Origin of the sequence: Opitutus terrae PB90-1 (genome assembly GCF_000019965.1) — a bacterium.
Classification (GTDB): domain Bacteria; phylum Verrucomicrobiota; class Verrucomicrobiia; order Opitutales; family Opitutaceae; genus Opitutus; species Opitutus terrae.
The window spans coordinates 2,624,798-2,650,122 of record NC_010571.1 but is presented as its reverse complement, the minus strand read 5'-3'; the positions used below and the strand labels follow the sequence as shown (position 1 = coordinate 2,650,122).

The 25,325-nt window shown below is 64.8% G+C and carries 17 protein-coding genes and 1 tRNA gene; 1 reads left to right on the top strand and 17 read right to left on the bottom strand.

Features of this window, described 5'->3' with window-relative positions; translation table 11 throughout:
* Positions 1-6: 6 nt before the first annotated feature.
* From OTER_RS10425 to OTER_RS10355, 15 genes are all read right to left on the bottom strand, one after another.
* A complete protein-coding gene (locus OTER_RS10425; RefSeq protein ID WP_012374881.1) occupies positions 7-1,002 on the bottom strand; it encodes a sulfate ABC transporter substrate-binding protein in 996 nt (331 codons plus the stop codon).
* Positions 1,003-1,019: 17 nt separating this feature from the next.
* Positions 1,020-2,447, bottom strand: coding sequence for an OprO/OprP family phosphate-selective porin (locus OTER_RS10420; protein WP_012374880.1), 1,428 nt, complete (start codon positions 2,445-2,447; stop codon positions 1,020-1,022).
* Positions 2,448-2,547: 100 nt separating this feature from the next.
* Positions 2,548-3,150 carry an RrF2 family transcriptional regulator gene (locus OTER_RS10415; protein ID WP_012374879.1) on the bottom strand — a complete coding sequence of 201 codons (603 nt, stop codon included), beginning with the start codon at positions 3,148-3,150 and terminating at the stop codon, positions 2,548-2,550.
* A gap of 103 nt (positions 3,151-3,253) precedes the next feature.
* A complete protein-coding gene (gene ligA / locus OTER_RS10410) occupies positions 3,254-5,380 on the bottom strand; it encodes an NAD-dependent DNA ligase LigA (RefSeq protein WP_012374878.1) in 2,127 nt (708 codons plus the stop codon).
* A 173-nt stretch (positions 5,381-5,553) separates the two neighbouring features.
* Positions 5,554-6,333 carry an MBL fold metallo-hydrolase gene (locus OTER_RS10405; RefSeq protein ID WP_012374877.1) on the bottom strand — a complete coding sequence of 260 codons (780 nt, stop codon included), beginning with the start codon at positions 6,331-6,333 and terminating at the stop codon, positions 5,554-5,556.
* Positions 6,334-6,764: 431 nt separating this feature from the next.
* On the bottom strand, positions 6,765-7,319 hold the full coding sequence (locus tag OTER_RS10400) for a BMC domain-containing protein (RefSeq protein ID WP_012374876.1): 555 nt from the start codon (positions 7,317-7,319) through the stop codon (positions 6,765-6,767).
* On the bottom strand, positions 7,316-8,641 hold the full coding sequence (locus tag OTER_RS10395) for a 4Fe-4S dicluster domain-containing protein (RefSeq protein ID WP_012374875.1): 1,326 nt from the start codon (positions 8,639-8,641) through the stop codon (positions 7,316-7,318). The genes OTER_RS10400 and OTER_RS10395 overlap by 4 nt, the downstream gene beginning before the upstream one ends.
* Positions 8,642-9,172: 531 nt before the next feature.
* The gene (gene groL / locus OTER_RS10390; protein ID WP_012374874.1) at positions 9,173-10,807 is read right to left on the bottom strand and encodes a chaperonin GroEL; all 1,635 of its coding nucleotides are present in this window, start codon (positions 10,805-10,807) and stop codon (positions 9,173-9,175) included.
* A gap of 60 nt (positions 10,808-10,867) precedes the next feature.
* Positions 10,868-11,164, bottom strand: coding sequence for a co-chaperone GroES (locus tag OTER_RS10385; protein ID WP_012374873.1), 297 nt, complete (start codon positions 11,162-11,164; stop codon positions 10,868-10,870).
* A gap of 96 nt (positions 11,165-11,260) precedes the next feature.
* Positions 11,261-13,207, bottom strand: a complete 1,947-nt coding sequence (dnaK, locus tag OTER_RS10380; RefSeq protein WP_044891695.1) for a molecular chaperone DnaK — start codon at positions 13,205-13,207, stop codon at positions 11,261-11,263.
* Between the two features lie 179 nt (positions 13,208-13,386).
* On the bottom strand, positions 13,387-15,687 hold the full coding sequence (locus OTER_RS10375) for a glycoside hydrolase family 2 TIM barrel-domain containing protein (protein ID WP_012374871.1): 2,301 nt from the start codon (positions 15,685-15,687) through the stop codon (positions 13,387-13,389).
* 18 nt (positions 15,688-15,705) lie between these two features.
* Positions 15,706-16,692 carry a LacI family DNA-binding transcriptional regulator gene (locus OTER_RS10370; protein ID WP_012374870.1) on the bottom strand — a complete coding sequence of 329 codons (987 nt, stop codon included), beginning with the start codon at positions 16,690-16,692 and terminating at the stop codon, positions 15,706-15,708.
* Positions 16,693-16,793: 101 nt separating this feature from the next.
* Complete coding sequence (locus OTER_RS10365) at positions 16,794-18,203, bottom strand: MFS transporter (protein ID WP_012374869.1); 1,410 nt, start codon at positions 18,201-18,203, stop codon at positions 16,794-16,796.
* Between the two features lie 96 nt (positions 18,204-18,299).
* Entirely contained in the window at positions 18,300-21,113 is a 2,814-nt protein-coding gene (locus tag OTER_RS10360; protein WP_148218078.1) for a TonB-dependent siderophore receptor, read from the bottom strand.
* Between the two features lie 47 nt (positions 21,114-21,160).
* Positions 21,161-22,231 carry a glycoside hydrolase family 53 protein gene (locus OTER_RS10355; protein WP_052300358.1) on the bottom strand — a complete coding sequence of 357 codons (1,071 nt, stop codon included), beginning with the start codon at positions 22,229-22,231 and terminating at the stop codon, positions 21,161-21,163.
* A gap of 254 nt (positions 22,232-22,485) precedes the next feature.
* Here OTER_RS10355 and OTER_RS10350 point away from each other — a divergent pair, with 254 nt between their 5' ends.
* Positions 22,486-23,172 (top strand): LON peptidase substrate-binding domain-containing protein, encoded by a 687-nt coding sequence (locus OTER_RS10350; protein WP_012374866.1) that lies wholly within the window; start codon positions 22,486-22,488, stop codon positions 23,170-23,172.
* A gap of 286 nt (positions 23,173-23,458) precedes the next feature.
* Here the strand turns inward: OTER_RS10350 and OTER_RS10345 are convergent.
* Both OTER_RS10345 and OTER_RS10340 read right to left on the bottom strand, forming a co-directional pair.
* A tRNA-Thr gene (locus tag OTER_RS10345) sits at positions 23,459-23,534 on the bottom strand.
* Positions 23,535-23,827: 293 nt separating this feature from the next.
* Positions 23,828-25,222, bottom strand: a complete 1,395-nt coding sequence (locus OTER_RS10340) for an alpha-L-fucosidase (protein WP_012374865.1) — start codon at positions 25,220-25,222, stop codon at positions 23,828-23,830.
* Positions 25,223-25,325 lie beyond the last annotated feature (103 nt).

Genomic DNA, 25,325 nt, shown 5'->3' with positions numbered 1-25,325 from the left:
ACCGGCCTAACGCGCGTAGATCTGATCAAACGTGCCGCCGTCGGCGAAATGGACCTGCTTGGCTTTGGTCCAGCCGCCGAACGCGTCGGCAATCGTGAACAATTCGATCTTCGGGAAGCGGCCGGCGTATTTGGCCTTCGCCGCCTCGGCCACCGGGCGGTAGTAGTGCCGTCCAACGATGTCCTGCCCCTGCTCGCTGTAGAGATATTCGAGGTAGGCTTGGGCCACGGCTTCGTTGCCCTTGTGCTGGGCGAAGCGATCCACGACCGCGACGGTCGGCTCGGCGAGAATGCTCAGCGACGGCACCACCAGCTCGAAATCGCCACGACCGAATTCGTTGAGCGCGAGGAACGCCTCGTTTTCCCACGAGATGAACACGTCGCCGATGCCGCGCTGCACGAAGGTCGTCGTAGCGCCGCGCGCGCCCGAATCGAGCACCGGTACGTTGCGATAAAGCTTCGCGACGAACTCCTTCGCCGCCGCCTCGCTGCCGAACTTGCGCCGTGCGTACTCCCAGGCGGCGAGATAGTTCCACTGCGCGCCGCCGGAGGTCTTCGGATTCGGCGTGATCACTGCAACGCCGGGCTTCACCAAATCGTCCCAGTCCTTGATCGCCTTCGGGTTCCCCTTGCGCACGAGGAACACGATCGTGCTCGTGTAGGGCGCGGAATTGTGCGGCAGCCGCTGCTGCCAATCCGCCGGAATCAGTTTGGCATTGCGATGCAGCGCATCGACGTCACCGGCGAGCGCGAGCGTGACGACGTCGGCCTCGAGTCCGTCGATCACCGAGCGGGCCTGCTTGCCCGAGCCGCCATGGGATTGTTTGACGACCACGTCGTCGCCGGTCTTCGCCTTCCAATACTCGGCGAACGCCTTGTTGAATTCGACGTAGAGCTCGCGCGTCGGATCATACGACACGTTGAGCAGCTTGACGGTTTTCGCGGAAACCGTCGTGGCGACGACAGCGGCTGCGAGCAGGGTCAGAAGCGGGGAAATTTTCATGGCAATGCGAGTCCGGGTTAGAACGTCAGCTGCGCGCGGGTGATGAACACCAGTTCGTCGTCGCGGGCGCCGATCGCCGCCGTGGGTGTTTTCGCGCCCTCGTATTCCGTGTTTTCCAGATTGATGAGGAACCGCGCGCTGCGGTTGAGATACCAGTTCAGCCCCAGCCCGTAGGCGAAGGCGCTCTTCACGTTGTTGTTTCGGCTCAGCCCGGCGCCACCCGCCGCGACCGGCCGCGTGAGCGCGCTGTCGAGATCGAGTCCGCTCACGCGGGCGACGACTTCGAATGCGCCCCACCCGCCGTCGCCGACGCTAAAGGCGGTTTTCGGGTTCACGCCGGACTTGGTCGCTTCCTCGCCGGTGAGCACGTAACCGACCGTCGCGCGCCAGGCGGTGTTCTCGAACGTGCGGGTGAGCCCGGTCGCATCGACAGCGATGTCCTGCTCCTCATGCGCGTACTCCGCCACCGCGCTGAAGGGCGTCCCCGGATACCACTCAGCGCTCGGGCTGATCCGCGTGTGGGTGCCGGCCGCGTAGAGCGTCGGCCCGTAGTTGAAGATCAGTTGCTGAGCCTGGCTGGTCACGTTGGAGAGGCCGTTCGAAAGATTGGCTCCCGCGACGCCCTGCTCGTTGCCATGGCTGAACCCGACGCCAAGTGAGAGCTTCGCGAACGGGCTGTCTTTCAGCTGCGTGAACGGATGGAGGGTAATCCGGCCCGCGAGCGTGCGATCGCCATCGTTCAGGTCCGGACTCGCTCCGCCAAAATTCGTGGTGTTGTTCGGCACGCCGACCACCACGCCCAATCGGTAGTCGATGAGCCCGTCGGTCAGGGTGCCAAAAAACTCCACGCCCAGATCGCGGTTCGGCAGGAGCGAATTCACGAAGGGCGATTCGATGAAGTGCCGATTGGAACCGGGCTCGAGCCCGACCGCCGAAGGAAATTTTCCGAACCGCACGCCGAACGCCGGCGAGAAGCGCGCCGCGACAAACGCGTCCCACAGCGCCACCGTGGTGGAGCTGTTGGTGCCGCCACCCAACTCGGGCGTGATGTTGAACTCATAGATTCCCGCGACCGTGCCGGTCAGCGGCGTGCGGATCCGGCGCAACAGGAACTGGTCGCGGTTGGGCGCGCCGTCATCGAGGAAGAAGCGCGCGTCGAACTGGAAGAGTCCGCGAATCCGGAGCTCGAACGCCTTGTCAGCGGCCGCGAACCCGAATCCGCTCGCCGCCGCGGTGACGACCGGCGGCTTGGCTGCGGTCGCCGCGGCTTCGTCGCGCAGCTCTTGTTTGCGCTCCAGGGCTCGGAGCTTCTGATCCAGCTGCCGGATCTGTTCACGCAGCGCCTCGATTTCGTCCGAGGAGGAAGCGGCAAGCGAGCGAGTGGATCCGAACTGCGTCACCGCGATGAGCGCGGCAACGGAAAGAAACAAGCGGAAGGTTCTCATGGGAGAGGCAGGTCGTGAGAGGGTTGGGGAAGACTCCGGTGGTCTGGTCGGTCCGCGAAGGAGAAAGGGATGCGTCGGTTCGAAGCGGGGATCGCCAAGATCAAATGGTGTAGTCGCCGAGGAGCTGATGGAGCACGCCGTCTGCCTCGGTGAGGCGCGGACGGTCGTGGCGCTGCGCGGCCTTGCGGGCGTAGCGCGCCGGCAAACGATTCGGGACGTGCGTGGCGGCGTCGGTTTCCGGCGAAAACGGCGCCGGGATCTGATCGCGGCGCAGTTTGCGCAGCGTGACCTCCACGACGTCGGCGAGCGAGTAGCGGTCGAGGATGTTCGCGATGGCGTTGCGCACGTCGAGCATCAGCATCCGCAACCCGCAGTGCGTCTCATCCGGGCAGGTGCACGGCACGTAGGCCGTCTGACTGACGCAGCCGATGGGTGCCAGCGGGCCGTCGATCAGGCGAACAACCTGGCCAATGAGAATCTGCTTCGCCGGCTTCGCGAGCCGATAGCCACCGAACTTTCCGCGCACGCTTACAACGAACCCCTCGTCCTTGAGCGCCTGCATGATCTGCTCGAGAAACTTGACCGGGAGCTGCTCGTAGTCCGCCAGCTCGGACACCTGCACGAGCTTCCGCCCCATCTCGGCGGCAATGCCGAGGTTGATCAGGGAGCGGAGCGCGTATTCGCCTTTTTTCGAAAGCTTCATTGTTCCAACGCCGAATGTAGATTAAGTTGGTAGGGATTAAGGCAAGCCCCTTTTCTGGAAATCCTTGCCGCTTCCGGAACCGACTCGATGGCGCGTCCGGGAGTTACTCGGGCGCTGCCTCGGCGAGCCTCAGGAGCTCGGCCTCTTCGATCACCGGGACGCCCAGCGCGGTCGCCTGGTGCAGCTTCGATGCCGGGTTCCGGCCCGCGACGAGGCGCCAGGTCGCCGCCGTGACACGGTCTGCCACGCGTCCACCGGCTTCCTCGACCAGCTCCGTCGCGCGGCGTCGAGAAAGCGTCGGCAGCGTGCCGGTGAACACCACCTCTTTGCCCGCAAGCGTTCCAGCATCGGCGGTGGCGGATTGCGCGCCGACGCCCGCCGCCGCGAGTCTCGCCAGCAGCTGTTGCGTGCGTTCCGCACTGAGAGCAGTCGCCAGCGCGCGCACCGATTCGGGACGGAGCCCTTCGACTTGCTGCAAGTCGGATTCCCGGGCCGCCGCAAACTGGGGCAGATCGGCAAACCGCGCCCCGAGCGCATTCGCTCCGGCAGGACCGATGCCGGGCAGACCCAATCCCGCGATCACCCGCCGCAACGGCGCCTTTCTGGACCGCTGAATCGCGTCGACGACACGCGCCGCTTGTGCGGCAGACAACCGTGTGTGTGCCGTCACCTCTGCGGCCGTGAGCGTATAAAGGTCGGGAATTTCGCGGACGCGTTGGCTCCGCACCAGCGCCTCCACACTCGCCGCCCCAAGGCCGCGAATCCCCACGCCCTCGTCCGAAACGTAGTGCTCCACCTTGCGCACCTGCCGCGCGGGGCAGTCGTCGTTGGTGCAGCGCCAGTTTGCGTCGTCAAGCGCGCGCACGAGCAAGGCACCGCAGCCGGGGCAATCGCGAGGGAAAACAAACGGCGCACTCACCGTGCCCCGCTGGGCCGTGTCCACGGCGACCACCGCGGGAATGATTTCTCCCATTCGCTCGATCCACACGAAATCGCCCACGCGCAGGTCGCTTCGCTCCATCTCGCTGGCATTGTGCAGCGTCGCCCGCGTGATCCTCGCGCCGGCGAGTGCAACCGGTTCCAATTCCGCCACCGGCGTGATCACGCCCGTGCGGCCCACCTGCAGCGCGACGCCGCGAACGCGCGTGCCCACTCGCGCCGGCGCGTATTTGAACGCGATCGCCCAGCGCGGCGCGACCTCGGACACGCCAGCGGCCGTCTGACCGACCGCGTCGTCGAGCTTGATCACCGCGCCGTCGATCGGGAAAGCGAGATGGCTGCGACGGCCGCCGAGCTCCTGCACCGCCCGCCATGCGTCGTCGATCGAGTCCACCCGGCGTGCGTCCTCGACCGACGGCAATCCCCATTGCGCGATCCACTCCAACAACTGCGTTTGGCTCGCCGGCGCCGCGTGTCCGTCGATCGCGCCGAGCCCGAAAAAGACGACATCGAGCTGGCGTACCTCGCGATCTTCGGGCTCGAGCGACTTGAGCGTACCGACCGCGAGGTTGCGCGGACTCGAGAAGGTGGGACGCCCGTTTTCGCGCCGTCCACGATTGATCCGTTCAAATTCGGCAAAGGTCAGAAAAACCTCACCGCGCACTTCCACGACCCGCGGCCACGCCGCGCCCGCGAGCCTTGGCGGCAGGGTCCGAATCCGACCCGCGGCCGCCGTCACATCATCCCCTTCTTCGCCGTTGCCGCGCGTCACGAGGCGCACCAGCCGTCCCTCCTCGTAGGTGGCGCTGATCGCGAGCCCGTCGAATTTCGGCTCCACGACATATGCGATTTCGGCCGGTGGTTTCACCAGGCGACGCAGAGCCTGATCGAACGCGCGCACGCCTGACTCGGTCGTGGTCTTCTCCAGACTCAGCATACGCATCCGATGCCGCGCTTTCGGAAATCCCGAGACCCGGTCATCTCCCATGTCGCGCAGCGCTGCCGGGTCGCGTGGCACCCTGCGGCCGAAACGGCTCTCCAATTCCCGCAGCTCCTGCTTCAGCGCATCGTAGTCCGCGTCGGAGATCTCCGGCTGCGCCTTCCGAAAATACAAATCATCATGCCGCGCGATTTCCACGCGGAGGAGTTCCAGCCTTCGCAGCGACTCCGTCTCGGCAACTGAGACCGATCGGGCGGCACAGGAGAGGTTCGGGATCACCGTCAGTGCAACGACGCCGAGGCTCGCGCCGAGTGCGAGCCGGCGAGCGACCGAGCTGAACCACGGTCTCATGGAGCGGCGAGAGTGCAAAATTCTTGCCGCCAACGCAATCGCAGGATTTCGGCAGAAAGTACCCAAACTCGATCGTTTTGCCCGCAGATCACGGGCGGGACGCCCGTGCCACGTGGCGAGCCTCTCGCCCATGTCAGAAATCGAGATCCCTGAGCAGACCGCCGCGTGTCCGCTCAGATCGTGAGCCGCAGTCCGTCGTAGGCGAGTCGGATGCCCGCCGGCAATTCAGCCTCGGTGATCGCGTGATCGTTGAGATGCGTCAGATGCGTCAGCCACGTCTGCTTCGCCCCGATTTCCTGCGCCACCGCGATCGCTTCCGGGATGCTCATGTGCGACGGATGCGGATCCGTACGCAGACCATCGAGCACCACGACGTCGGCACCGCGCGCCAGCGCGATCGCCTCCGGTGGAACCGTTTTGCAGTCGGTGTAGTAAACGAACTTCCGGCCGCTGCTGCGCTCGGTGAAGACGAGCCCGAGCGTGTTGAGCCGGCCGTGCGGCAGCAAGGTCGACTCGATCGTGCCCTGCGGCAGATCGCGCTTCGGCGGCATCAGCGCCAGCTTGAACGCCGCATAACCCCGCGCGATCGGCCGTTCCGCCACCGCGTAAGGGAAAAGCGACAGCGTGCGGCTCATGCCCTCGTCCGTCGTATAAACATCCAGCGCCCGCTCGCCGAGCAGGTCACAAAAACGGCGCAAGTCGTCCATCCCCGTGATGTGATCCGCGTGACCATGCGTGAGGATGAAGAAATCGACCCAGCGGATGTCGCACGCGAGACATTGCAGCCGGAACTCCGGCGCGGCGTCGACCTGCACGTGCAGTCCATCCATCACCACGTGCACGGAGGTGCGGGTACGTTTGTTGCGGGGATCGGGCGAGCGGCACACCGCGCAATCGCAGCCGATCATCGGCACGCCTTGGGAGGTCCCGGTGCCGAGAAAAATCACTTCCATCGCTCCACGGAATTCACCCGCCGTGGAAAGAGAAGCGAAAAGACGCCGCGCTTCGCGCGGAACTAAGAAATCCGAAATTCGAAGTTCGAAACAAACTCAAAGCACAAACCAGCCAGACCAGCATTCGATGGATCGGCTCGGTTTGGTGCTTCGCTCTTGGTGCTTGCTTCGGATTTCTGCTCCCGTGGGGACGCGACGCCCTCGTCGCGTCGGGTTGCGCTCGCTGGCGGTTTGGCCGCGACGAGGGCGTCGCGGCTCCATCGCCGGGCTCATCGAGCCCCGCTACGACAAGGCCCGTCCATCCTCTCAACTCTCAACCCTCAACGCTCAACTTTCCTCCGATCTCAACTCTCAACCCTCAACTCTCAACTCCTTCCCCGCTCTCAGCTCTAGCCTCCCTCTGGACTCTCAGCTCTAAACTCTCCGCTCCGTCACACCATCTCCCGCAAGATATCCGGATGTGGCCGCGAGATCACCACCGCGTTCACCAGCATTCCCGCTTCACCGACGACCGCACGACCGACATTCACGGCGGCTTGCACCGAGGCGACGTCCCCGGTCAGCGTGACAAACGCCTTCCCGCCCAGCGCCATCGCCAGCCGCACTTCGAGCAGCGTGACATTTGAGCTCTTCGCCATGGCGTCGGCCGCACGCAGCAATGTGGCGACGTTGAAAGATTCCACGATCCCCAGCGCGCCATTCGGCGGCGCGACCTGCGTGCGTCCCAGCGCCGTGAGCACGTCGGGGTGAATCTGCGCAATCACGAAGCTGTCAATCAGGCAACCCTCCGCCGCCTCCGCGCCGGCGCGGATCGCGCTCTCCACGCCTGCGGCATCGCCGGCGATCACCACCATGTACTTGCCCGAGCAGATGCTGCGCGACAGGTAGAGCTTCACGTTGCCCGCTTTCAGCACCGTGTCGGCCACGAGATAGCCGGCGGCCACACTCGAGAGTTCGATCAACCCGACGGATTTTTCTGCGCTCATGGTTTTGGGGAGACCTGGAGAAGGATGTGATTCGGCGTGATCTCCGTCACCGTTCCGGTGAGTGGCGCGTGGATCGCCGCTCCCAACGCTTTCTCAGGAACGTTGCCGAGCATCTGTCCGGCGGCCACGGCGTCGCCCGCGCGCACGCACGGCTGGCACGGCGATCCGGCGCTTTGCTTCAACGCGATCACCAGCCGGCTCGGGGAAATCTGCGTCGCGCGCCACGGCGCCGGATGCTCGTAGTCGGAAATATGCAGCTTGCGCATCAGCGTCTTGATTGGGACGCGGCGCCCCTCGCGCATCGGATGTGGCTTCACCGTCGCCGGGCCGGACCATTTTACATTTGCGCGCCGCATTTCGACCTTGGCCTGATCACAGGCCTCCTTGGGGAAAAGCTCCTCCGGACACGCGTAGAGCGTGCACAGCCCGCACGCGCAGCACAACGCGGCCCAGTCGTTCCAGTGCGCGGCGCCGGTCGCCGTGAACGCGAGCGAACGCATCACCTGGTGCGGCTCCACCGCATAGCCGAGCAGGAAGCGCGGACAGTATTCGGTGCAGTAACGGCACTGGTCGCAGGCCGACTTGCCGATGGCGTGCTGCAACGTCGCGGGCTTCAGCTTTCGCTGGATGATGCGATGGCTGCGCGGGAGCACGATCACGCCGCCCGTGGTCTTCGTCACCGGCCGATCCAGATCGGTCGTGGTCTCGCCCATCATCATCCCGCCAATGCAGAGCACGGGATCGAGCACCGTCGGCCCGCCGGCCGCGTCGAGGCACGCGCGCAGCGTAGTGCCCAGCGGCACTGTCAGCGTGGCGGGCGCCGCCACCGCGCCGGCGATCGTCAGCGTCTTGTGCGTGACCGGTCGGCCTTCCGCGGCCGCGGCGATGTTGACGAGGGTTTCGACGTTGCTGACCACTGCGCCGACGTTAAGCGGGATGCCCGCCGGTGGGATCAAGCGACCGGTGGTCGTATAGACAAGATCGTATTCATCGCCCGCCGGGTAGTAATCGCCCAGCAGGTGAATGCGAATCGTCGTGCCGCGGCACGCCTCTGTGACCGCCTCCTGCGCGTGCTGGTTCTTCGCCTTCAGGCCAACGATCCCAGTCGTCGCACCGACCGCCTCCATCGCCAGCTGCAGCCCAGTCACCAGATCCCGCGCATTGCGCTCCATCACCGCCGCGTCCTTGTGCAGAAGCGGCTCGCATTCGGCGCCGTTGGCGATGACCACGTCTGCCTTGCCGGCGAGTTTGATGTGCGCCGGAAATCCGCCGCCGCCTGCGCCGACGACGCCCGCGAGCCGGACCTGCTCAACCAGATTCATGGGGGATGCAGGAGGAAAACCGACCCGATCGGCGGTGGCGAGAGCCGACCGCGCGGAAGGTCAGAATCGCGGAAGCAATAAGCGGTAGGCGGAAAGCTATAAGCTAGCCGAGCAACGCACTTGGAGCCGCGGCGCCCCCGCCGCGTCAGGCCGCGACGAGGGCGTCGCGGCTCCAGCACAAACGTCTCCGTCTTGCCGATCCAAATGAGCGGGCAAGATGCCCGCGCTCCCAGGGGCACATCGAGTTCGGCGGCCGTTGGGAGAATCCGGATTTCGCGCTTCCTTCGAATTTCGACATTCGTGCTTCGGATTTTCCTCCGTCGCGGCCGGGGGCGGCTGCGCTTCCACGCAAGCGCTCCATTCGGCGGGATCAGGAGATCCCGCACCCCCAAAAAAAAGGCGCGCTCCGAAGAGCGCGCCTTGAAGTGAGGTTGAACTTGGGGACGCGACGCCCTCGTCGCGTTTGTAGGCCGAGGTTGGCCTGCCCTTCGCAGCTTCAGCGAAGGAGGCGACCCCGGCCACTCCAGCTCTTTAGTAATCCATTCCGCCCATGCCGCCGGCGCCAGGACCACCCGCCGGAGCCTTTTCTTTCTCCGGAATCTCAGTGATCATGCACTCGGTCGTGAGCAACAGGCCGGCGACGGACGCGGCGTTCTGCAGCGCGGTGCGCGTGACCTTCGTCGGGTCGACGACACCGGCCTTGACCAGATCCTCGTACTTGTCGGTCGCAACGTTGTAGCCGTAGTTGCCCTTGTTCGAGAGAATCTCGCCCACGACAACCGCGCCTTCGACGCCGGCGTTCTGGCAGAGCATCCGGATCGGGTGCTCAACCGCACGACGGACGATTTGCGAACCGATCTTCTCGTCGCCCTCGAGCTGCAGCGCGTCGATGACCTTGACGCAGCGCAGGAGCGCCACGCCACCGCCTGCGACGATGCCTTCCTCGACGGCCGCACGCGTGGCGTGCAGCGCGTCTTCGACGCGAGCCTTCTTTTCCTTCATCTCGGTCTCGGTCGCGGCGCCGACATTGATCACGGCCACGCCACCGGCGAGCTTCGCCAGGCGTTCCTGGAGCTTCTCGCGATCGTAGTCGGACGTGGTCTCGTCGATCTGACGACGGATCTGCTTCACGCGGCCCTGGATGTCGGAGCTCTTGCCCGCACCCTCGACGATCGTGGTGTTCTCCTTGTCGACGGTGATGCGCTTGGCGCGACCGAGGTCGCTGACCTGGACGTTCTCGAGCTTGATGCCGAGATCCTCGGTGATGCAGCGGCCGCCGGTGAGGACCGCGATGTCCTCGAGCATCGCCTTGCGGCGATCGCCGAAGCCAGGAGCCTTCACCGCACACACGTTCAGCGTGCCACGGATCTTGTTCACCACGAGGGCGGCGAGCGCTTCGCCTTCGACTTCCTCAGCGATGACGAGCAGCGGCTTGCCGCTCTTGGCCACGGTCTGCAGCAGCGGCAGGAGGTCCTGCAGCGAGCTGATCTTCTTCTCGTGGATCAAAACGTACGCGTCCTCGAGGATCGCTTCCTGCGCTTCCGCGTTGGTGGCGAAATACGGCGACAGGTAGCCCTTGTCGAACTGCATGCCCTCGACCACGTCGAGCGTCGTCTCGATCGACTTCGCTTCCTCGACGGTGATCGTGCCGTCCTTGCCCACCTTGTCCATCGCGTCGGCAATGATGTTGCCGATCGTCTCGTCCCAGTTGGCCGACACGGTCGCGACCTGGCGGATTTCCTCGCGGTCGTTGACCTTCTTGGAAACGCGCGCGAGCTCGGTGACGGCGGCCTCGACAGCCTTGTCGATGCCGCGCTTCAGGTAAACCGGGTTCGAGCCGGCCGTGACGTTCTTCAGGCCTTCCTTGTAGATGGCCTCCGCGAGCACGGTGGCGGTGGTGGTGCCGTCACCGGCGGCGTTGCTCGTCTTGGAAGCGACTTCCTTCACCATCTGCGCGCCCATGTTCTCGTAGGGATCGGGCAGCTCGACCTCCTTGGCGACGGTCACGCCGTCCTTGGTGACGGTCGGTGAACCAAATTTCTTGTCGATGACGACGTTGCGGCCCTTGGGGCCGAGGGTGACCTTCACCGCGCGCGAGAGCAGCTCGACGCCGCGAAGGATTTTCTGACGAGCAGACTCGTCGAACAGGAGTTGTTTAGCAGCCATTGTGTCTTAGTTGAGAGTTTTTGGGTTTGAGAAACGGGGGGACCGCGCAATCGCCGGGCCTCACTCGATCACGCCGAGGATGTCGTCCTCGCGCACGAGCGTGTATTTCTTCTCGTCGAGTTTCACTTCGGTGCCGCCGTATTTGCTGATGAGCACGCGGTCGCCGACTTTCACCTCGAAGGGCGTGACCTTGCCGTCCTCGCCTTTCTTGCCGGTGCCGAGGGCGATAACCTTGGCCTCCTGCGGCTTCTCTTTGGCGCTGTCCGGGATGATGATGCCTCCCCGGACCTGCTCTTTTTCTTCGATGTGCTGGACGAGCACGCGATCGCCGATGGGCTTGATTTTGACGTTAGCCATATGTGGTTGGATTTTTCTCTGTCTAGAGGTGTCTGGTATGGTTGTGCGCAAGGCGCCCGCTCGCGAAACGTCGCGAACGGGCGCAAAGGTTGAAAGTTACTTCTTCTTGTCGTCGTCGACGACCTCGAAGTCGGCATCGACGACGTCGGCCTTCTTCTCGGTCTTCTTGCCGTGGCTGCTGCTTTCGCCGCCACCGGCCGCCTCGCCCGGACCTGCGGCAGCGCCGGCCGCCTGCGCGGCTTTCTGCGCCTCCGCGTAGAGTTCGCCGCCCAGCGCGGTGAGTTTTTCCATCGCCGACTTCATGCGCGCGGTGTCGGCGCTCTCGAGATCCTTCTTCGCGTCGGCGATCGCCGACTCGATCTTGGACTTCTTGTCGGAGGGCAGCTTGTCGCCGGCCTCCTTGAGCGTCTTCTCGAGCTGGTAGATCGTCGAATCGAGCTGATTCTTCGTCTCGACCGACTCCTTGCGCTTGCGGTCTTCCTCGGCGTGCAGCTCGGCTTCCTTGGTCATCTTCTCGACCTCATCCTTCGAGAGGCCGGACGAACCTTGGATCGTGATCTTCTGGTCCTTGCCGGTGCCGAGATCCTTCGCGGAGACGTGCAGGATGCCGTTCGCGTCGATGTCGAACGTGACTTCGATCTGCGGCGTGCCGCGCGGAGCCGGCGGAATGCCGTCGAGCTTGAAGGTGCCGAGCACCTTGTTGTCGCGCGACATCGGACGCTCGCCCTGCAGCACGACGATTTCCACGCCGGGCTGATTGTCGCTGTAAGTTGAAAAGATCTGGGTCTTCTTGCTCGGGATCGTCGTGTTGCGCGGAATCATCGCGGTGGCCACCTGACCCGCCGTCTCGATGCCGAGCGTCAACGGCGTCACGTCGAGCAGCAACACGTCGCGAACCTCGCCCTTGAGCACGCCACCCTGGATGGCCGCGCCAACGGCGACAACCTCGTCAGGATTCACGCCTTGGTGCGGCTGTTTGCCGCCGAGCTGCCGCGCGATCTCGACCACCCTCGGCATACGCGTCATGCCACCAACGAGCACGAGCTCGTCGATCTGGCCCGGCGTAAGATCCGCGTCCTTGAGGCAGCTCTTGAACGGCGGGATGCAGCGCTCGAAAAGATGGTCACAGATCTGCTCCATCTTCGCGCGCGTGAGCTGCACGTTGAGGTGCTTCGGGCCGGTCGCGTCCGCCGTGATGAACGGCAGGTTGATGTCGACCGACTGCGTGGACGACAGCGCGATCTTCGCCTTCTCAGCCTCTTCCTTCAGGCGTTGCAGCGCCATCGGGTCCTTGCGCAGGTCGATACCGTTGTCCTTCTTGAAGGTGTCGACGAGCCACGTGATCAATGCCTCGTCCCAGTTGTCACCGCCGAGGTGCGTGTCGCCATTCGTGGCCTTCACCTCGAACACGCCGTCGCCGATTTCGAGGACGGAGATGTCGAACGTACCGCCACCGAGATCGAACACCGCGATCTTCTCGTCCTTCTTCTTGTCGAGGCCGTAGGCCAGTGAGGCCGCGGTCGGCTCGTTGATGATGCGCAGCACCTCGAGCCCGGCGATCTTGCCGGCGTCCTTCGTGGCCTGACGCTGCGAATCGTTGAAATACGCCGGCACGGTGATCACGGCCTGCGTGATCTTCTCACCGAGGTAGGCCTCGGCATCGGCCTTCATCTTCGCCAGCACGAACGCCGAGATCTGCTGTGGCGCGAACTGCTCGGTCTTGTCGCCCACCTGCACCTCGATGTAGGCGTCGCCGTTCTTGCCTTCGACGACCTTGAACGGCATGTGCGACGCCTCTTCCTTCACCTCGGTGAAGCGGCGACCGATCAAACGTTTCGAGGAAAATACGGTGTTGCGGGGGTTGGTGACGGCCTGCCGCTTCGCCGCCTGACCGACGAGACGCTCACCCGTTTTCGTGAATGCCACGACTGACGGGGTCGTCCGGGCGCCCTCCGCATTGGGAATCACCACCGGCTCGCCGCCCTCCATAATCGCCATACACGAGTTCGTGGTGCCTAAATCGATTCCTAAAATTCGGCTCATGGCCCCTTAGTGAGCAAGCGATGTGCCCCAGCCCGGTCATGCTAGCCAACTCGCTGTAAATCCGCAGTTAGAAAACTTTCGACTGTTCCGCCGGCGAACTCCAGCCCAGCCAAATCGAGCCAGGCTGTCTCACTGTGTGCCAGGCGCTCGCCGACCGCGTCAACGCACTGGCGCACGTCTCAACTCGTGCGCCGCACGGCAGCTGACTGGCGAGCCTCGCCCCCGCTCCGAACGACGAGTTCCCGCCGCACCGCATCCAGGCGCTCGCCGCGCGCGGTCAGCACTCCAGCGCCCTGTCCATTCAGCGCGACCAACACCGATGCGACGCCGGCTTCGGCCGGCAGCACGCGGGGCCCCACAATCTCGCCTTCGCCCTCGAGGCGGAATTCGACCGAACGCGTCTCGGCCACGCAGAGATTTCCATCCGCATCGCAGATCCGTGCGTGCGCGAACACGAGGTCCGGTCCGGTCGGCCCGCTGGGCACCGACGCCGCATCCACCGCGAGTTCGATCCGCGACGCGACGCCGGTCGTGGCCACTTGGTGAACCGCCCGCCGCTGGCCTGCGATCCAGCCGGTCGCCTGCAGCGTTCCCGGCTCGAACTTGGCCAGATCGAAGACAAACGGCGGATGAGGGAGTTTTTGCGTGAGGCTGGTCCGCTCCGGCCGCCGGCGACCCAGCAGCTTCCCGTTCAGGCTGAGCTCGACCTCTTCGCAGTTGCTGAAGACCACCACGCGAAGCTCCGATGCCGCGGTCCAATGCGAGGCGATGAACACCGTCGGTCCGCCCGCCCAACCGGATCCCACGTCGTCAGCATCACGCTGGCTGCGGTAGAAATGATAGGAAAACTTCGGCAGCCGGAACACGTCCATCACGCCGCACGCCGCGCGCACTGGATGATAGCCCCGCGCGTAGTCGAACATCGCCCACTGCCCGTCCAGCACCGCCGGCGACGTCAAGGTGTCGTTCAGCGCGACCACGTGATTCCACGCCTGCTGGCGGAGTCCGCGTTCACCGTTGGCGCGAAATTGCCGGCTGTTGCTCCACGCCGCGTGCACGCCAGCGCCCGTATTCTGGTCGAAGCCCTCATTCGCGGCGTAATATTCCCAGTCACCGTATTCCGCCACGACGAGCGCCTTGTCGCCGTTGCGCCACTGGTGGATCTTTCCGTGCTGGCGCGAATGGATGAAAACGTCGTAGCCGTCGATCCAGCCGCAGGTGAACATCTGGTCGCCAGGCAATTCCTCGTGGCCGACGGCGTGAAGCTGCGCCATGAACGGCTCGTCCATCTCGGTCTCGTTCAACGACAGCTCCCACAGTACAACGCACGGATGGTTGCGATCGCGCCGGATGAGCTGGCGGGCGTTCTCGACGCAGGCCGCGCGGAAGCGTTCGCCGCCGAGAAACTGCCAGCCGGGGATGCAGTTCATCACCACGATCCCGAGCTCGTCGCACGCGTCCAAAAACTCCGGCGCCTGCGGGTAGTGCGAGAGCCGCACGTAGTCGAACCCCGCCTCCTTGATCCGGCGCGCGTCGCGATACTGCGCCGCCGGCGGCACGGCGTAACCGAGATACGGATGCTCCTGGTGGCGATTCGTGCCGCGCAGCCGAAGCCGCTGGCCGTTGATCACAAATCCACCCGAACGCGAAAACGCGATCCGCCGGATGCCAAACCGCATCTCGCGCAGATCGAGAACCGTGCCGTCGTCCGCCAGCACGGTGACGCGGACCCGATGCAGCACCGGCTCACGCGGACTCCAGCAGCGCGGCTGCGACACGACGATCTCGAGTTCCCGGTGCTCGGCCGCCTGCGCCGCGAGGGTGATCGGCCCGCTACGCGACGATGCCACGATGCGATTGCCGAGCAGCAGCTCCACCTGCAATGCCATGGTCACCGGCGCAGCCGTGGCGTTGCGCACCTGCGTCTTCACCGCCACCCGCGCGCTGCGTTCGGTGAGCTCGAGCGTCCGCACCAACACGCCGCCCCCCGCGACTTCGCCGGCGGAGATTGCCTCCGTGAGGTGCACCGGCGGATAGATCCGCAGCGCAACGTCGCGATACAGTCCGCCGAACCAGCAAAAATCCAAGTCCTGCAGCGGCTTGCCGGGCGGCACGTGCGGATTGTCGCGGTTGTCGAGCACGAGCGTCAGCACGCGGGCCGCGCCCGACGCGAGGTGATCCGTCAGATCCACTTCAAACGGCAGATAGCCGCCCTCGTGCGCGCCCGCCTCGACGCCGTCGATCAGCACGCGTGCCGAATGCATCGCCGCGCCGACATCCAGGACGTAACGCGCACCGGCGACGGGATGTTCTACCTGCAGCGTTCGCCGATACTCGCACACGCCCAGCCAGTGGCCGTGGCCGTTGAGGTCAGCGAGAAACGGGCTGTGCGGCAGCCGAACCTCGGTCCAAGCCGTTGCGACCGGCGACTCGAGTCGGCGGAATTCCCAGCCGTGATCCAATGAGACGATTTCGAGCATGGGTGCGCCCCGCGAGCTTCAGGCGACCGAGTCGCGTTCGATGAGTCGCACCGGCAGCGTCAGCTGGCGCGGCTGCACCTTCCCCCCCGAGGTCAGCCGGTCCATCATGGTCACCGCCTGTTCCGCCATTTCCTTCAGCGGCTCCTCCACCGTGGTCAGCGGTGGATTCTGCAGCGCCGAAATTCCTTCGTTCTCGCCGCCGATCAGCGAAACGTCCTGCGGCACTTTCAGGCCCATGACGTAGGTCAGGATGTGCAGGCACTCCATCGCCTGAAAGCTCGTGCCCGGCACATACAGCGCGTCGGCCCCGGCGCGCACCAGCCGGGTGATCGCCGAGGCGCGACTGATCTCCGGTCCGACGAGCAGTTGCAGCCGCTCGTCCGCGGCGACTTTCGCCTCGGCCAGCGCCTTCCTGAACCCGCGCAACCGCTCGACGAACGGCCGCGAGTTGCCCGCGAAGAACGCCGGCGCTTTCCGGCCGCGCGCGATGAAGTGCTTCGCCGCCAGATAACCCGCGTTGAAATGATCCGAGCACACCGCGTATTCCCGCGCATCGGCGTCGAACTTGTCCATGTAGACCACCGGCATCCGCGTCTCGAGCTCGCGCAGCATCGTCTGCAGCGCTTTGTCGAACGTCACCGCCACCACGCCGTCGAGAAAGCTGCCCGGCAGCTGCTCGAACGGATTCGACGGCAGCATCACGCCGATGTTGCGCCGCGAGAAGGCAAACGCCAGATGCGCCGCAAGGGTCGCCGCATAGCCCTCGATCCGGTCGGTAAACGTCGGCTCCGACAAGATCGCGATCTGCCGTGTGCGCACGGACACCTGCGGCTTGAGGTTGAGTTCCTTGGCCGCGCGCAGCACCCGCTCGCGTGTTTCGGGCTTCACCTTGTCGCGGTTGTTCAACACGCGACTCACCGTGCCGGGCGACACTTCAGCGAGTCGGGCCAGATCGTAGATCGTCGATTTCTTGCCGGGACGCGGAGCAGCCTCGGGGCGTTTCATGGGATCAGGAGGATTGGCCGTCGGGCTCCCGGGTGGGACGGAAGCGCGGTTGGGCTTGAGCATGGACATCGTGAAAGAGGAGGAGCAAGCGGGTTAACGGTTCAGACGGTGCCGCGACGCGCTTCGAGTTGGTCGCGGATTTCATAGGCGCGCTGGCGGCTGAGCGGATAGAAACACAGCAGCGCGATCGCGATCGCGGCCCAGAGCACCGTCGAGAGCGCGAGCGTCAACCGCATCCCGAGGATCGTGCCGCCCGCCTGCGCCCCGCCCAGCGTCGCGTCGAAGCCGGTGAGGTTCAGGGCCACGCCCGCGCCGAAGAACGCCAGCGCGTAGCCGGTCTTTTGAATCCAGGAGAACAGCGCGCCCAGCATGCCTTCGCGGCGCAGCCCGTGTCGCAGTTCGTCGTCATCGCAGACATCCGCGAGCATCGAGGGCGTGAGCACGTTGAGCGCCGTCCACACCGGCCCGCACAGCAGCGGATCGAGGAGAATCTTCCAGAGATGCCCCGGCGTGTAGATGAACCACTTGCCCACGCCGCCCAGCAGCACGAGCCCGAAGATCAGGCTCAGCGTCGTGCGCTTGCCGTAGCGGTTCGCCAGCCAGTTCACCGGATAGATCATCCCGATGCCGAGAACCGCGTAGCCGGTCGAGAGCACGCCCTTCCATTTGCTGCCCTCGACGATGTCGCCGTCGCACATGTAGTAAACGAGCAGGTAATAGTCGATGTTGCTCGCGAGCATCCCGGCCAGGACTTGGCACACCGTGAGCCCGATCAGGACCGTGAACGCGCGATTGCTGAACGCCGCGCGAAACGCCGGCCCGAGTCGCACGCGCTCCTGCTTCACCGCTTTCTTGAAGTAACGCTCGCGCACGAACAGCCCCGGGATCATCCCGACGAGCCCCATCACGACGATCGCGATGATCCAACCCACCGTGCGCACGCCGAACATCACCGACCCGAAGAACGCGAGGTTCGCGACCCAAAACACCCAGCTGTAGGTCAGCTCGCCGATCTTGCCAAAAAAGCCGCCGAACGCCGCAACTCGCGTGCGCTCCTGATAGTCCGGCGTCATCTCGTAGGTCAGGCTCATCAACGGCACCGAGAACACCGAGAAGCACGTGTAGAACAGCAGCAGCGCACCGATCAGATACGCGATCGTCGCCGTCTGGCTCATGCCGGCCGGCACCATCCAGATCGCGCCAAACGCCAGCGCCTGCACGATCGCGCCGATCACGATGATCGGCTTCCGGCGGCCAAACCGCGAGTGCGTGTTGTCGGAGATGAATCCGACGATCGGATCCGTGAGCGCGTCCCAGAACCGCGGGATGGCGAGCACCAGCCCGAGCAGCGCGGGATTCACGCCCAGCACCATCTGGTAGACCGGAATCGCCAGGCTCTTCACGCCGGCGTTGCCGTAGAACAGCGCGAGGTAACCGGCGCCGAGAGAGGTCTTCTCCCAGAACCCGACCCGGTCCTCCTTCCGCGTTTCGCGCCGCGTCTCGGTGCTCATGCGACGGCGGCCGGTCGCGCCAGCCGCCCGCGCGAGGCACGAGCGGCGTCTGGCCGCGGGCAAACCACGGAAGGAGTTGCGGGCACGGTCACGAGGTTAGAAATGCAGCGTCGCGGTGCAGGTGAACTTGCGCGGCTCCTGCAGTCCGATCCGCTCGGCGATGGTGGAGCTGGTGTCCCACCACGCCAGCGTGTAGATCTGCGACTTCCGAGTGTCGAACACGTTGCTCACATTGAGCTGCAGATCGAGCCACGATCCGCGGAGCAGGAACTCGGTCTTGAAGCTGTAACCGATCGAGGCGTCCGCGAGCAGCAGATCCGTGCCTTCGCGCACGGCGTCGTTGTAGAACCCGAGCACATTCGGACTCTGGTAACGGCCGCCGCCGCCCACGGAGAAGCCCTTGAGGGCGCCGTCGCTGAACGTGTATTTCGTGTAGAGGTTGGCGCCGTATTTGCGCTCGCCGCGCGCCTGCAGTCCGTCGAGCGCCACGACGTTGTCGATGTGGTATTGGTAGAGCCAGCCGATCTGCGCCCCGATCGTATCCCAGTCGCCGCCGCCGAGCAGGAAATCGTTCCCGCCCTTCTGCCGCCAGTAGGCGGTGTTCTCGTCGGCCCAGGCTTTCACCTCCGCCATCGAGTTCTGTTTGACGAGGTTGTTGATCGAGAAGTTTGCCGAGATCCGCCAGTTCGGGGTCGGATTCGCGATCAGCGAGAACTCCCAGCCATCGGCCTCGCGGTCCTCCATGTAGCCGTTGGCGCTGATCGTCCGCGCCGCCTGCTCGCCCGCGGTGATCCGGCCGCCGGCGACGAGCGCGCCGAGAACGCGCGTGTTCAGATCGGTCACCGCCGTCTGGATATCGCCCCAGTCGGTCGTGTGCTCGACCTTGGTCGTGTAGTAGCCGGCCGTCGCGTAGAGCTTGCCGTCGAAGAAATCAAACTTCAGGCCCGCGTCGTTGCCCTCGCTTTTCGGCATCGGCGGAATCTCGGCCCCGATTACGTGGATGTTCACGTTCGGGATATCCCGGCTGCTCGAGTGATTCCCGTAAACCGACACCGACTTCGTGAGGTGATAAACGGCGCCGACGCTCAGGGTGTGCGCGTTGAAGGTGGTCGACTTCGAGTTCGCCGGATCGAGTTTCCATTCCTTGGTCGTTGCGTCCCGCACGCTGGGGTCCCAGCTGTAGTTCATCCGGTCGTAACGGAACCCGAGAATCGTAATCAGCCGATCGCTGAAGAACCGGCTCTGCAACGCGGCGAGCACCGTGTCCTGCTTCGATTCCGTGTTCTCGATGTATTGGGTGGGCACCCACCCGACGTTCGCGACCGGCGTGCGCCACGATCCGACGTGGATGTCTGCCGCGTCGCCGGGCGTGAAATAGTGCCGTCGGTAGAGCCGGTTCACGTCGGCTTCTGCGGCGTCGGCGTTGAGCGGCCGGTTCAGAAACGCCTCGGCATCCTCGCGGCTGTAGAAGTCGCGCCACGAGTGCTCGTAGAGCCCCGCGATCCGGTGCGAGCCCCAGTCGCCCGTGTCAAACTGGTAGGCCGCGGTAGCGCGCAACTGCGTCGTCTCGATGGTGCGATCGCGCCGCGTCCAGTTGTTCTCGAGGTAGAGATCGCCTGCGTGCGGGTTCACGCCGCCACCCGGCAAATCCGCCGCGGCATCGCCCCAGAGCTCGCTGCTGCCGCCAAAATAGTTCGTCGCGCGGCTGCCTTCCGCATCGTAGCCCAGGAAATCGATCTTCTGGTGGTTCAGCGCCAGTTCGAACGAGAACCGGTCCGTTACCTGGTTCTCGTAGAACGCGCTCACGGTGCCATACTTTGTTTCGCGCACCGCATCCGGTCCGGCGGGATTCGAGTCGCGCGGAACGATCGCCAGGTTCTCCGGCGTCATCGCCAGGTGCGACCAGGTCTGCGACACGGTGGAGTTGTTGCCGTTGGCATAACCGAGCCAGTTGCGCACCACGCCGTCGTCGGCGAGCACGAGATGGTCCGGCCAGAAGGTGTCGACGCTGTCCGGCGTGGGCCACGGCCACATGCCGGAGAACGTCGGCCGTCCCGCCTGCCGCCACAGGAACGACTGGTCGATCATCAGCCAGGGTCGCGCCACGTTCTCCGTCACCTTGCCGACCTCGGCCTCGGCGCGCAGCGTCGCGGTCTTGCTCGGCTGATATTTCAGCGCGAGGTGCGCGCGGCGCGAACGATCGAACTCGAACTGCCGCCAGGTCTGGCCGTTTTCCGCCACGAGGTTCAGCCGCAGCGCGAGCTTGCCCGGCACGAGCACGCGATTGACGTCGGCCGTGCCGCGATAGCGGTCCCAGCTGCCGACGAGGAACGAGACCTCATCGGTCTTCTGCGCGCTGAGCGATGCCTGCTTCGTCGAACTGTTCACGATGCCGCCCGCCGAACCGAAGCCGAACAGGATCGAGTTCGGTCCGCGCGCTTGGTCGATCCGCTCGATGTTGTAGAAATCCGTCGAAGCCTCCCACGCGAAGTAGTTGCGCGCGTAGCTCGCCGCCAGCCCGCGGATCCGCAGCTGCCATTCGCTCGCGCCGATCATCGGGTTGCCATTGAAATTCGCCGCCGCGTCGCCGAAGTCCGGCACCGCGTTGTTCTGGAACAGGATCACGTCCTGCATGCTCGTCGCCCCGAGATCCTTCAGGAACTCCGGCGTGAGCACGGAGATCGCCGCGCCCGTGTCCTTCAACCGCGTATTGAGCCGGCTCCCCGCGAGGGTGTTTTGCGCGAGATAGCCGACGTCCTTCTCGGCGCTCACGGCGAACGGACTCAGCACAATCGGTTCGTCGTCGGACGGTGTGGCGGAGGTTGCTTGAGCTTGGACAAAAGCGGCCGGCCACAGGGCCAGGGCCGCGCACAGCGCCCGCTGCATCGGGCATCGCTGGGTGGTGTTCATAGTTGGGGTGGGTAGTCGGGGTGACAGGCGAGCCGCCTCGCGGAAGCTCAGGGTTGGTTAGGGACTGCAAAGCGGGCCGCCGGGAGCACGTTGCCTTCGTGGTCGAACAGCGCACAGGAACCGCCGAGCCAAATCCGCTGGCCGGGCGTGAGCACCGATTCGGGGTGCCAATACAACACGCCGCGCCCCAAGCCATCGGGCAGTTCGCGCACGACTTGCAGCACAGCGCGCAGAAACTGGCGTTGGCCTTCGGGCGTGAGCGGCCAGTTCAGGTTCGGCCGGCCCGTCCAGTGCTCATCCGACGTCCAGGGGTAGGCCGTCTCGGCCACGATGATCGGCTGATGAAACTCCGTCGCGAGCGCGACCAGCGTCCCGCGGAGCGTCTCGAGGTCGCCGTGCCATTCCGGATAGTAGCTCATCCCGATCAGGTCGAAGGGCACTTTGGCCGCGCGTGCCTCGCGGCAGAACCAGAGCGTGCGCTCGCGTTGATGCGGACTCTCGATGTGCAGCACGCTCTTCGGCTTCGGCCGGCCTTCGCTCGCCTCCGCCAATCCCACATGCGCCGCGCGCAGCAGCCGGCCGAGGTGCTCCCACCCCGCGCGATTGGTTCGTTCGGCAAACTCCACCCGGCCCTCGGGCCAGAGCATCCCGTTCGTGATCTCGTTGCCGAGTTGGACGTAATCGGGCATCAGCCCTTCTCGGGCGAACCGCTCCAACACTTCCCGCGTGTACGTCCGCACCTGTTGCTCGAGATCGTCAAACGCGAGCGCCGCCCATGCCGCGGGTTTGAACTGCTTGCCGGGGTCGGCCCACGTGTCGGAGTAGTGCAGGTCGAGCATTAACGTCGCGCCAGCGGCCTTCACGCGACGCGCCAGCGCCAGCGTGTAGGCGAGATCGTTGGTGACGATTCCCTTGCCGTCCGGAGCCACAAACAGACGCAGCCGATAGCAGTTGAAACCCTCGCCCGCGAGAATCTGCAGCGCGTCCCGCGGCCCAGCGCTGTCGCGATACACCGCGCCGTGGCGCTCGAGGGTGGAGAGCGCCGAGACGTCGGCGCCGATCAGGAACGTTGCGGGCGCCATCGTGCTCGCCGCCGCCCTACCGACCGTGGCCAGCATGAGCGCGCCAGCCAGAAGCAATCCGCGCCGGACACATCGGGTGAAGGGGGGCCGCTGGAGCATGACAGGCGGATGGGGTCAGATCGGAGGGGCGACGACGAGGCGGTGACGCCCACCAGTCATACCCTGCGACAACTCTGTCAACAGTTTTATTCCCTATCAAACTGTTTTACTAACTCGCTTCACCCTGCGCCGGGATTGGCCCTACCGCTCCGGTAGGTTGAAGTCTGCGCCGCCATCCCTACGGTTCGTGCATGGAGCTGGAGATTGTGGTGCCCGATGAAGTGCCGGTGATGACGCTGCCGGACGTCACGCTTTTCCCCCAAGCGCTGCTGCCCCTGCACATCTTCGAGCCCCGCTACCGGCAGATGCTACGGGATGTCCTCGCCCGCGACCGTTTGTTTGCCGTTGCTGGACTGAACCAGCGTCTCGCCGAGGACCCCGATCAGTTCGAGCCGCCGCATCTGATTGCGAGCGTCGGGATGATTCGCGCCTGCCAGGAAAACGCCGACGGCACGTCGAACCTGCTGCTTCAGGGGCTTTGCCGCGTGGAGTTTCTTCAAATCGTCGCTGACGAACCCTACCGTCGCGTGCGCGTTCGCGCGCTGCCCAGCGCGGGGCTGGCGATGCCGAGCGAGGAATCGCTCCGGTTGCGGCACGAGCTCAAACGCTTGCTGGTGTTGAAGCAGAAGCTGGGCGCGCCGATGCCAGCCGAATTTACGGCTTTCCTGAGCAACATCGAGGATCCGGAAACCTTCGTGGATCTCGCGGCGTTCGGCTTGTGCGACTCGCCCGAGGTAAAACAGAAGCTGCTGGAAACGCTGGACCTGCCGGCGCGGCTGGGCCTGTTCAAAAAGCATCTTCGCGGCGAGATCGAGGCGCTTAAGCTGCGGCGAAAGCTGCAGGGCGGACTGCCGGATTCGCGGATCGAGGAGAATTGAAGAGGCGATAGGCGCGAAGCGGTAAGCGGTAGGCCCGAAAGCTGTGGCCTAAAGCTGTAAGCATCTGCGCTTGGCTGCCGCCCAGGCTGGAGACGCGAGGCCCTCGTCGCGTTCCTGTAGCCGGGGCCGCTGACCCCGGCCCTAGTAGCCCGCGAAACACGCGAATCAGACGAATCCGAAACGATACTGCGGCCCTAAACCTAACGCTTATCGCCTCCGTGTTTACTGCTTATCGCCTACCGCCTAAAGCAGAACACCCTGCGCCATGGCGCAGGGTGTCGAAAACTGGAGCCAACAGTCGGACTTGAACCGACGACCCATGCTTTACGAAAGCATTGCTCTACCAACTGAGCTATGTTGGCGCTCGTGAGAAGATCGGAAGAAAAGCTCCGCCGCGCCCGGCGCAAGCCTCAAATCCGCGGCTTTCCCCAATGCCATCGTTGCGCCTCTCTCGCTCTCCGTCCGTTCGCGCTCTCGAAACATGCTCGCCAGGTTAGAAACCGCTCATCGGCGCTGATCTTCGCTAAACCGCATTAGCGTTCCTTAGCGTAGATAAGCGTTTTCAAAACCCTTCCGCGGTTTGGCGAAAACGCGACGAGGGCATCGCGTCTCTAGCAACGGGCTCGCGCGCGCGTTTCGTTCGCTCGCTCGCCGGTCACGTGCCCGGCTCGAGCAATTCGATCGGGCCGTCCAGTTCCAGCCGAACAATCGTCGCGTCCGGGTCCGCCGCTTCCTCCGGCAAATCGACGATCACAATCCCCGGCTGATGCGCCCACTCTGCCTTCATGAACCTGCGGTGCGTCAGCTCCCCTCCGCCCTCCACGCTCGCACGTTTCACCGGGTTGCGGATACCCTTCACATACAGCCCGTCCACCGGCCGGTCGTAGCAGACGAGATAAAGCACATCGCGCGCTTTGTTCAGCAGACTCGGTCCGTAATAGTAGTCCTTCGGAATTCCCGCGGTCGTGCCGTAAAGCGCCCCCGCGTGCTTCGATGTCCAGCGACCCAGCGCGCGCAAAATCTGCTCCTGTTCGGGTGTGATCGTGCCGTCGCTGCGCGGTCCGACGTCGAGCAGCAGGTTGCCACCCTGCGACGCGCACTCGGTGAGCAGTCGGACGATTTGCCGCACGGTTTTGAAATTCCGGTCCTTCGCCTGGTAGCCCCACGAATCGTTGATCGTCATGCACAGCTCCCACGGGCCGGTCGGCGGCCGCACCGGCAGCGCCTGCTCCGGCGTCGCGTAGTCGCCGTAGCCCTGCATGCGACTGTTGAGAATCACGTCGGGCAGCCACGACTTCAGCTGCGCCCGCAGCTCCTTCATCCGCCACTGCTCCGCGGAGCGTTCCCAATCGCCGTCGAACCACAGCAGATCCGGGTGAAACCGTTCCGTGATCTCGCGTAGCTGCGCCCGGTGAAACGCAAGAAACCGCTCCCAGGCTGCCGGATTTTCCGGACCCTGCGGGTACGAGAAACGGTTCTTCCGCCCGGCCGGGTCGTTCGCGCCCGCCGCATTGAACACGCTCGCGTAGTCGGGATGCGACCAGTCGAGGTGCGAGAAATACAGTCCGACCTTCAGCCCCTGCGCGCGCATCGCCTCGCAGTAAGGCCCGATCAAGTCGCGACCGGCTGGCGCGCCGTCTTTCGCGTTGAGCGCGCTTTGTTTCGTGTCCCAGAGCGCGAAGCCATCGTGATGCTTCGAGGTGAGCACGGTGTAGCGTGCGCCCGCGGCCTTGAAAAGCTCGGCCCAGTGCGCGGGATCATACTTGGCGGCGGTGAAGGTCTTCGCCTGCGCCATGTATTCGTCGTAAGGCATCTGACCGTCGTGGAACGCCCAGGACTCGCTCCCCTTCCCTTCGGAGTAGATGCCCCAGTGGATGAAGATCCCGAGCCGTGCGTCGGTAAACCAAGTCATGTCCGGCCGGTCGGTGATCATGGGCGTTGAGGGTTCGGCGGCGCGGACCACGATACCGAGAATCGTCGCAGCGACGAGCGCGCCGGTCAGGCGCAACCAGGAGAGCGAAGTGAGCAACGAGCGTGGGGTAACCGCCATGGTGCGCCAATCACAACGCTACCGCTCCGCAGTTTCGAGATCGAAAGGGCCCGGCAGCGGTGACGGGTTGCGGCCTTCCGCGCACGCGTAGCCCGCAGTCAAA

Excerpts from the sequence above, each read along its gene's own strand:
- OTER_RS10425 (WP_012374881.1), bottom strand. The coding sequence starts at position 1,002 with ATGAAAATTTCCCCGCTTCTGACCCTGCTCGCAGCCGCTGTCGTCGCC.
- OTER_RS10420 (WP_012374880.1), bottom strand. The coding sequence starts at position 2,447 with ATGAGAACCTTCCGCTTGTTTCTTTCCGTTGCCGCGCTCATCGCGGTG.
- OTER_RS10415 (WP_012374879.1), bottom strand. The coding sequence starts at position 3,150 with ATGAAGCTTTCGAAAAAAGGCGAATACGCGCTCCGCTCCCTGATCAAC.
- ligA (WP_012374878.1), bottom strand. The coding sequence starts at position 5,380 with ATGAGACCGTGGTTCAGCTCGGTCGCTCGCCGGCTCGCACTCGGCGCG.
- OTER_RS10405 (WP_012374877.1), bottom strand. The coding sequence starts at position 6,333 with ATGGAAGTGATTTTTCTCGGCACCGGGACCTCCCAAGGCGTGCCGATG.
- OTER_RS10400 (WP_012374876.1), bottom strand. The coding sequence starts at position 7,319 with ATGAGCGCAGAAAAATCCGTCGGGTTGATCGAACTCTCGAGTGTGGCC.
- OTER_RS10395 (WP_012374875.1), bottom strand. The coding sequence starts at position 8,641 with ATGAATCTGGTTGAGCAGGTCCGGCTCGCGGGCGTCGTCGGCGCAGGC.
- groL (WP_012374874.1), bottom strand. The coding sequence starts at position 10,807 with ATGGCTGCTAAACAACTCCTGTTCGACGAGTCTGCTCGTCAGAAAATC.
- OTER_RS10385 (WP_012374873.1), bottom strand. The coding sequence starts at position 11,164 with ATGGCTAACGTCAAAATCAAGCCCATCGGCGATCGCGTGCTCGTCCAG.
- dnaK (WP_044891695.1), bottom strand. The coding sequence starts at position 13,207 with ATGAGCCGAATTTTAGGAATCGATTTAGGCACCACGAACTCGTGTATG.
- OTER_RS10375 (WP_012374871.1), bottom strand. The coding sequence starts at position 15,687 with ATGCTCGAAATCGTCTCATTGGATCACGGCTGGGAATTCCGCCGACTC.
- OTER_RS10370 (WP_012374870.1), bottom strand. The coding sequence starts at position 16,692 with ATGAAACGCCCCGAGGCTGCTCCGCGTCCCGGCAAGAAATCGACGATC.
- OTER_RS10365 (WP_012374869.1), bottom strand. The coding sequence starts at position 18,203 with ATGAGCACCGAGACGCGGCGCGAAACGCGGAAGGAGGACCGGGTCGGG.
- OTER_RS10360 (WP_148218078.1), bottom strand. The coding sequence starts at position 21,113 with ATGAACACCACCCAGCGATGCCCGATGCAGCGGGCGCTGTGCGCGGCC.
- OTER_RS10355 (WP_052300358.1), bottom strand. The coding sequence starts at position 22,231 with ATGCTGGCCACGGTCGGTAGGGCGGCGGCGAGCACGATGGCGCCCGCA.
- OTER_RS10350 (WP_012374866.1), top strand. The coding sequence starts at position 22,486 with ATGGAGCTGGAGATTGTGGTGCCCGATGAAGTGCCGGTGATGACGCTG.
- OTER_RS10340 (WP_012374865.1), bottom strand. The coding sequence starts at position 25,222 with ATGGCGGTTACCCCACGCTCGTTGCTCACTTCGCTCTCCTGGTTGCGC.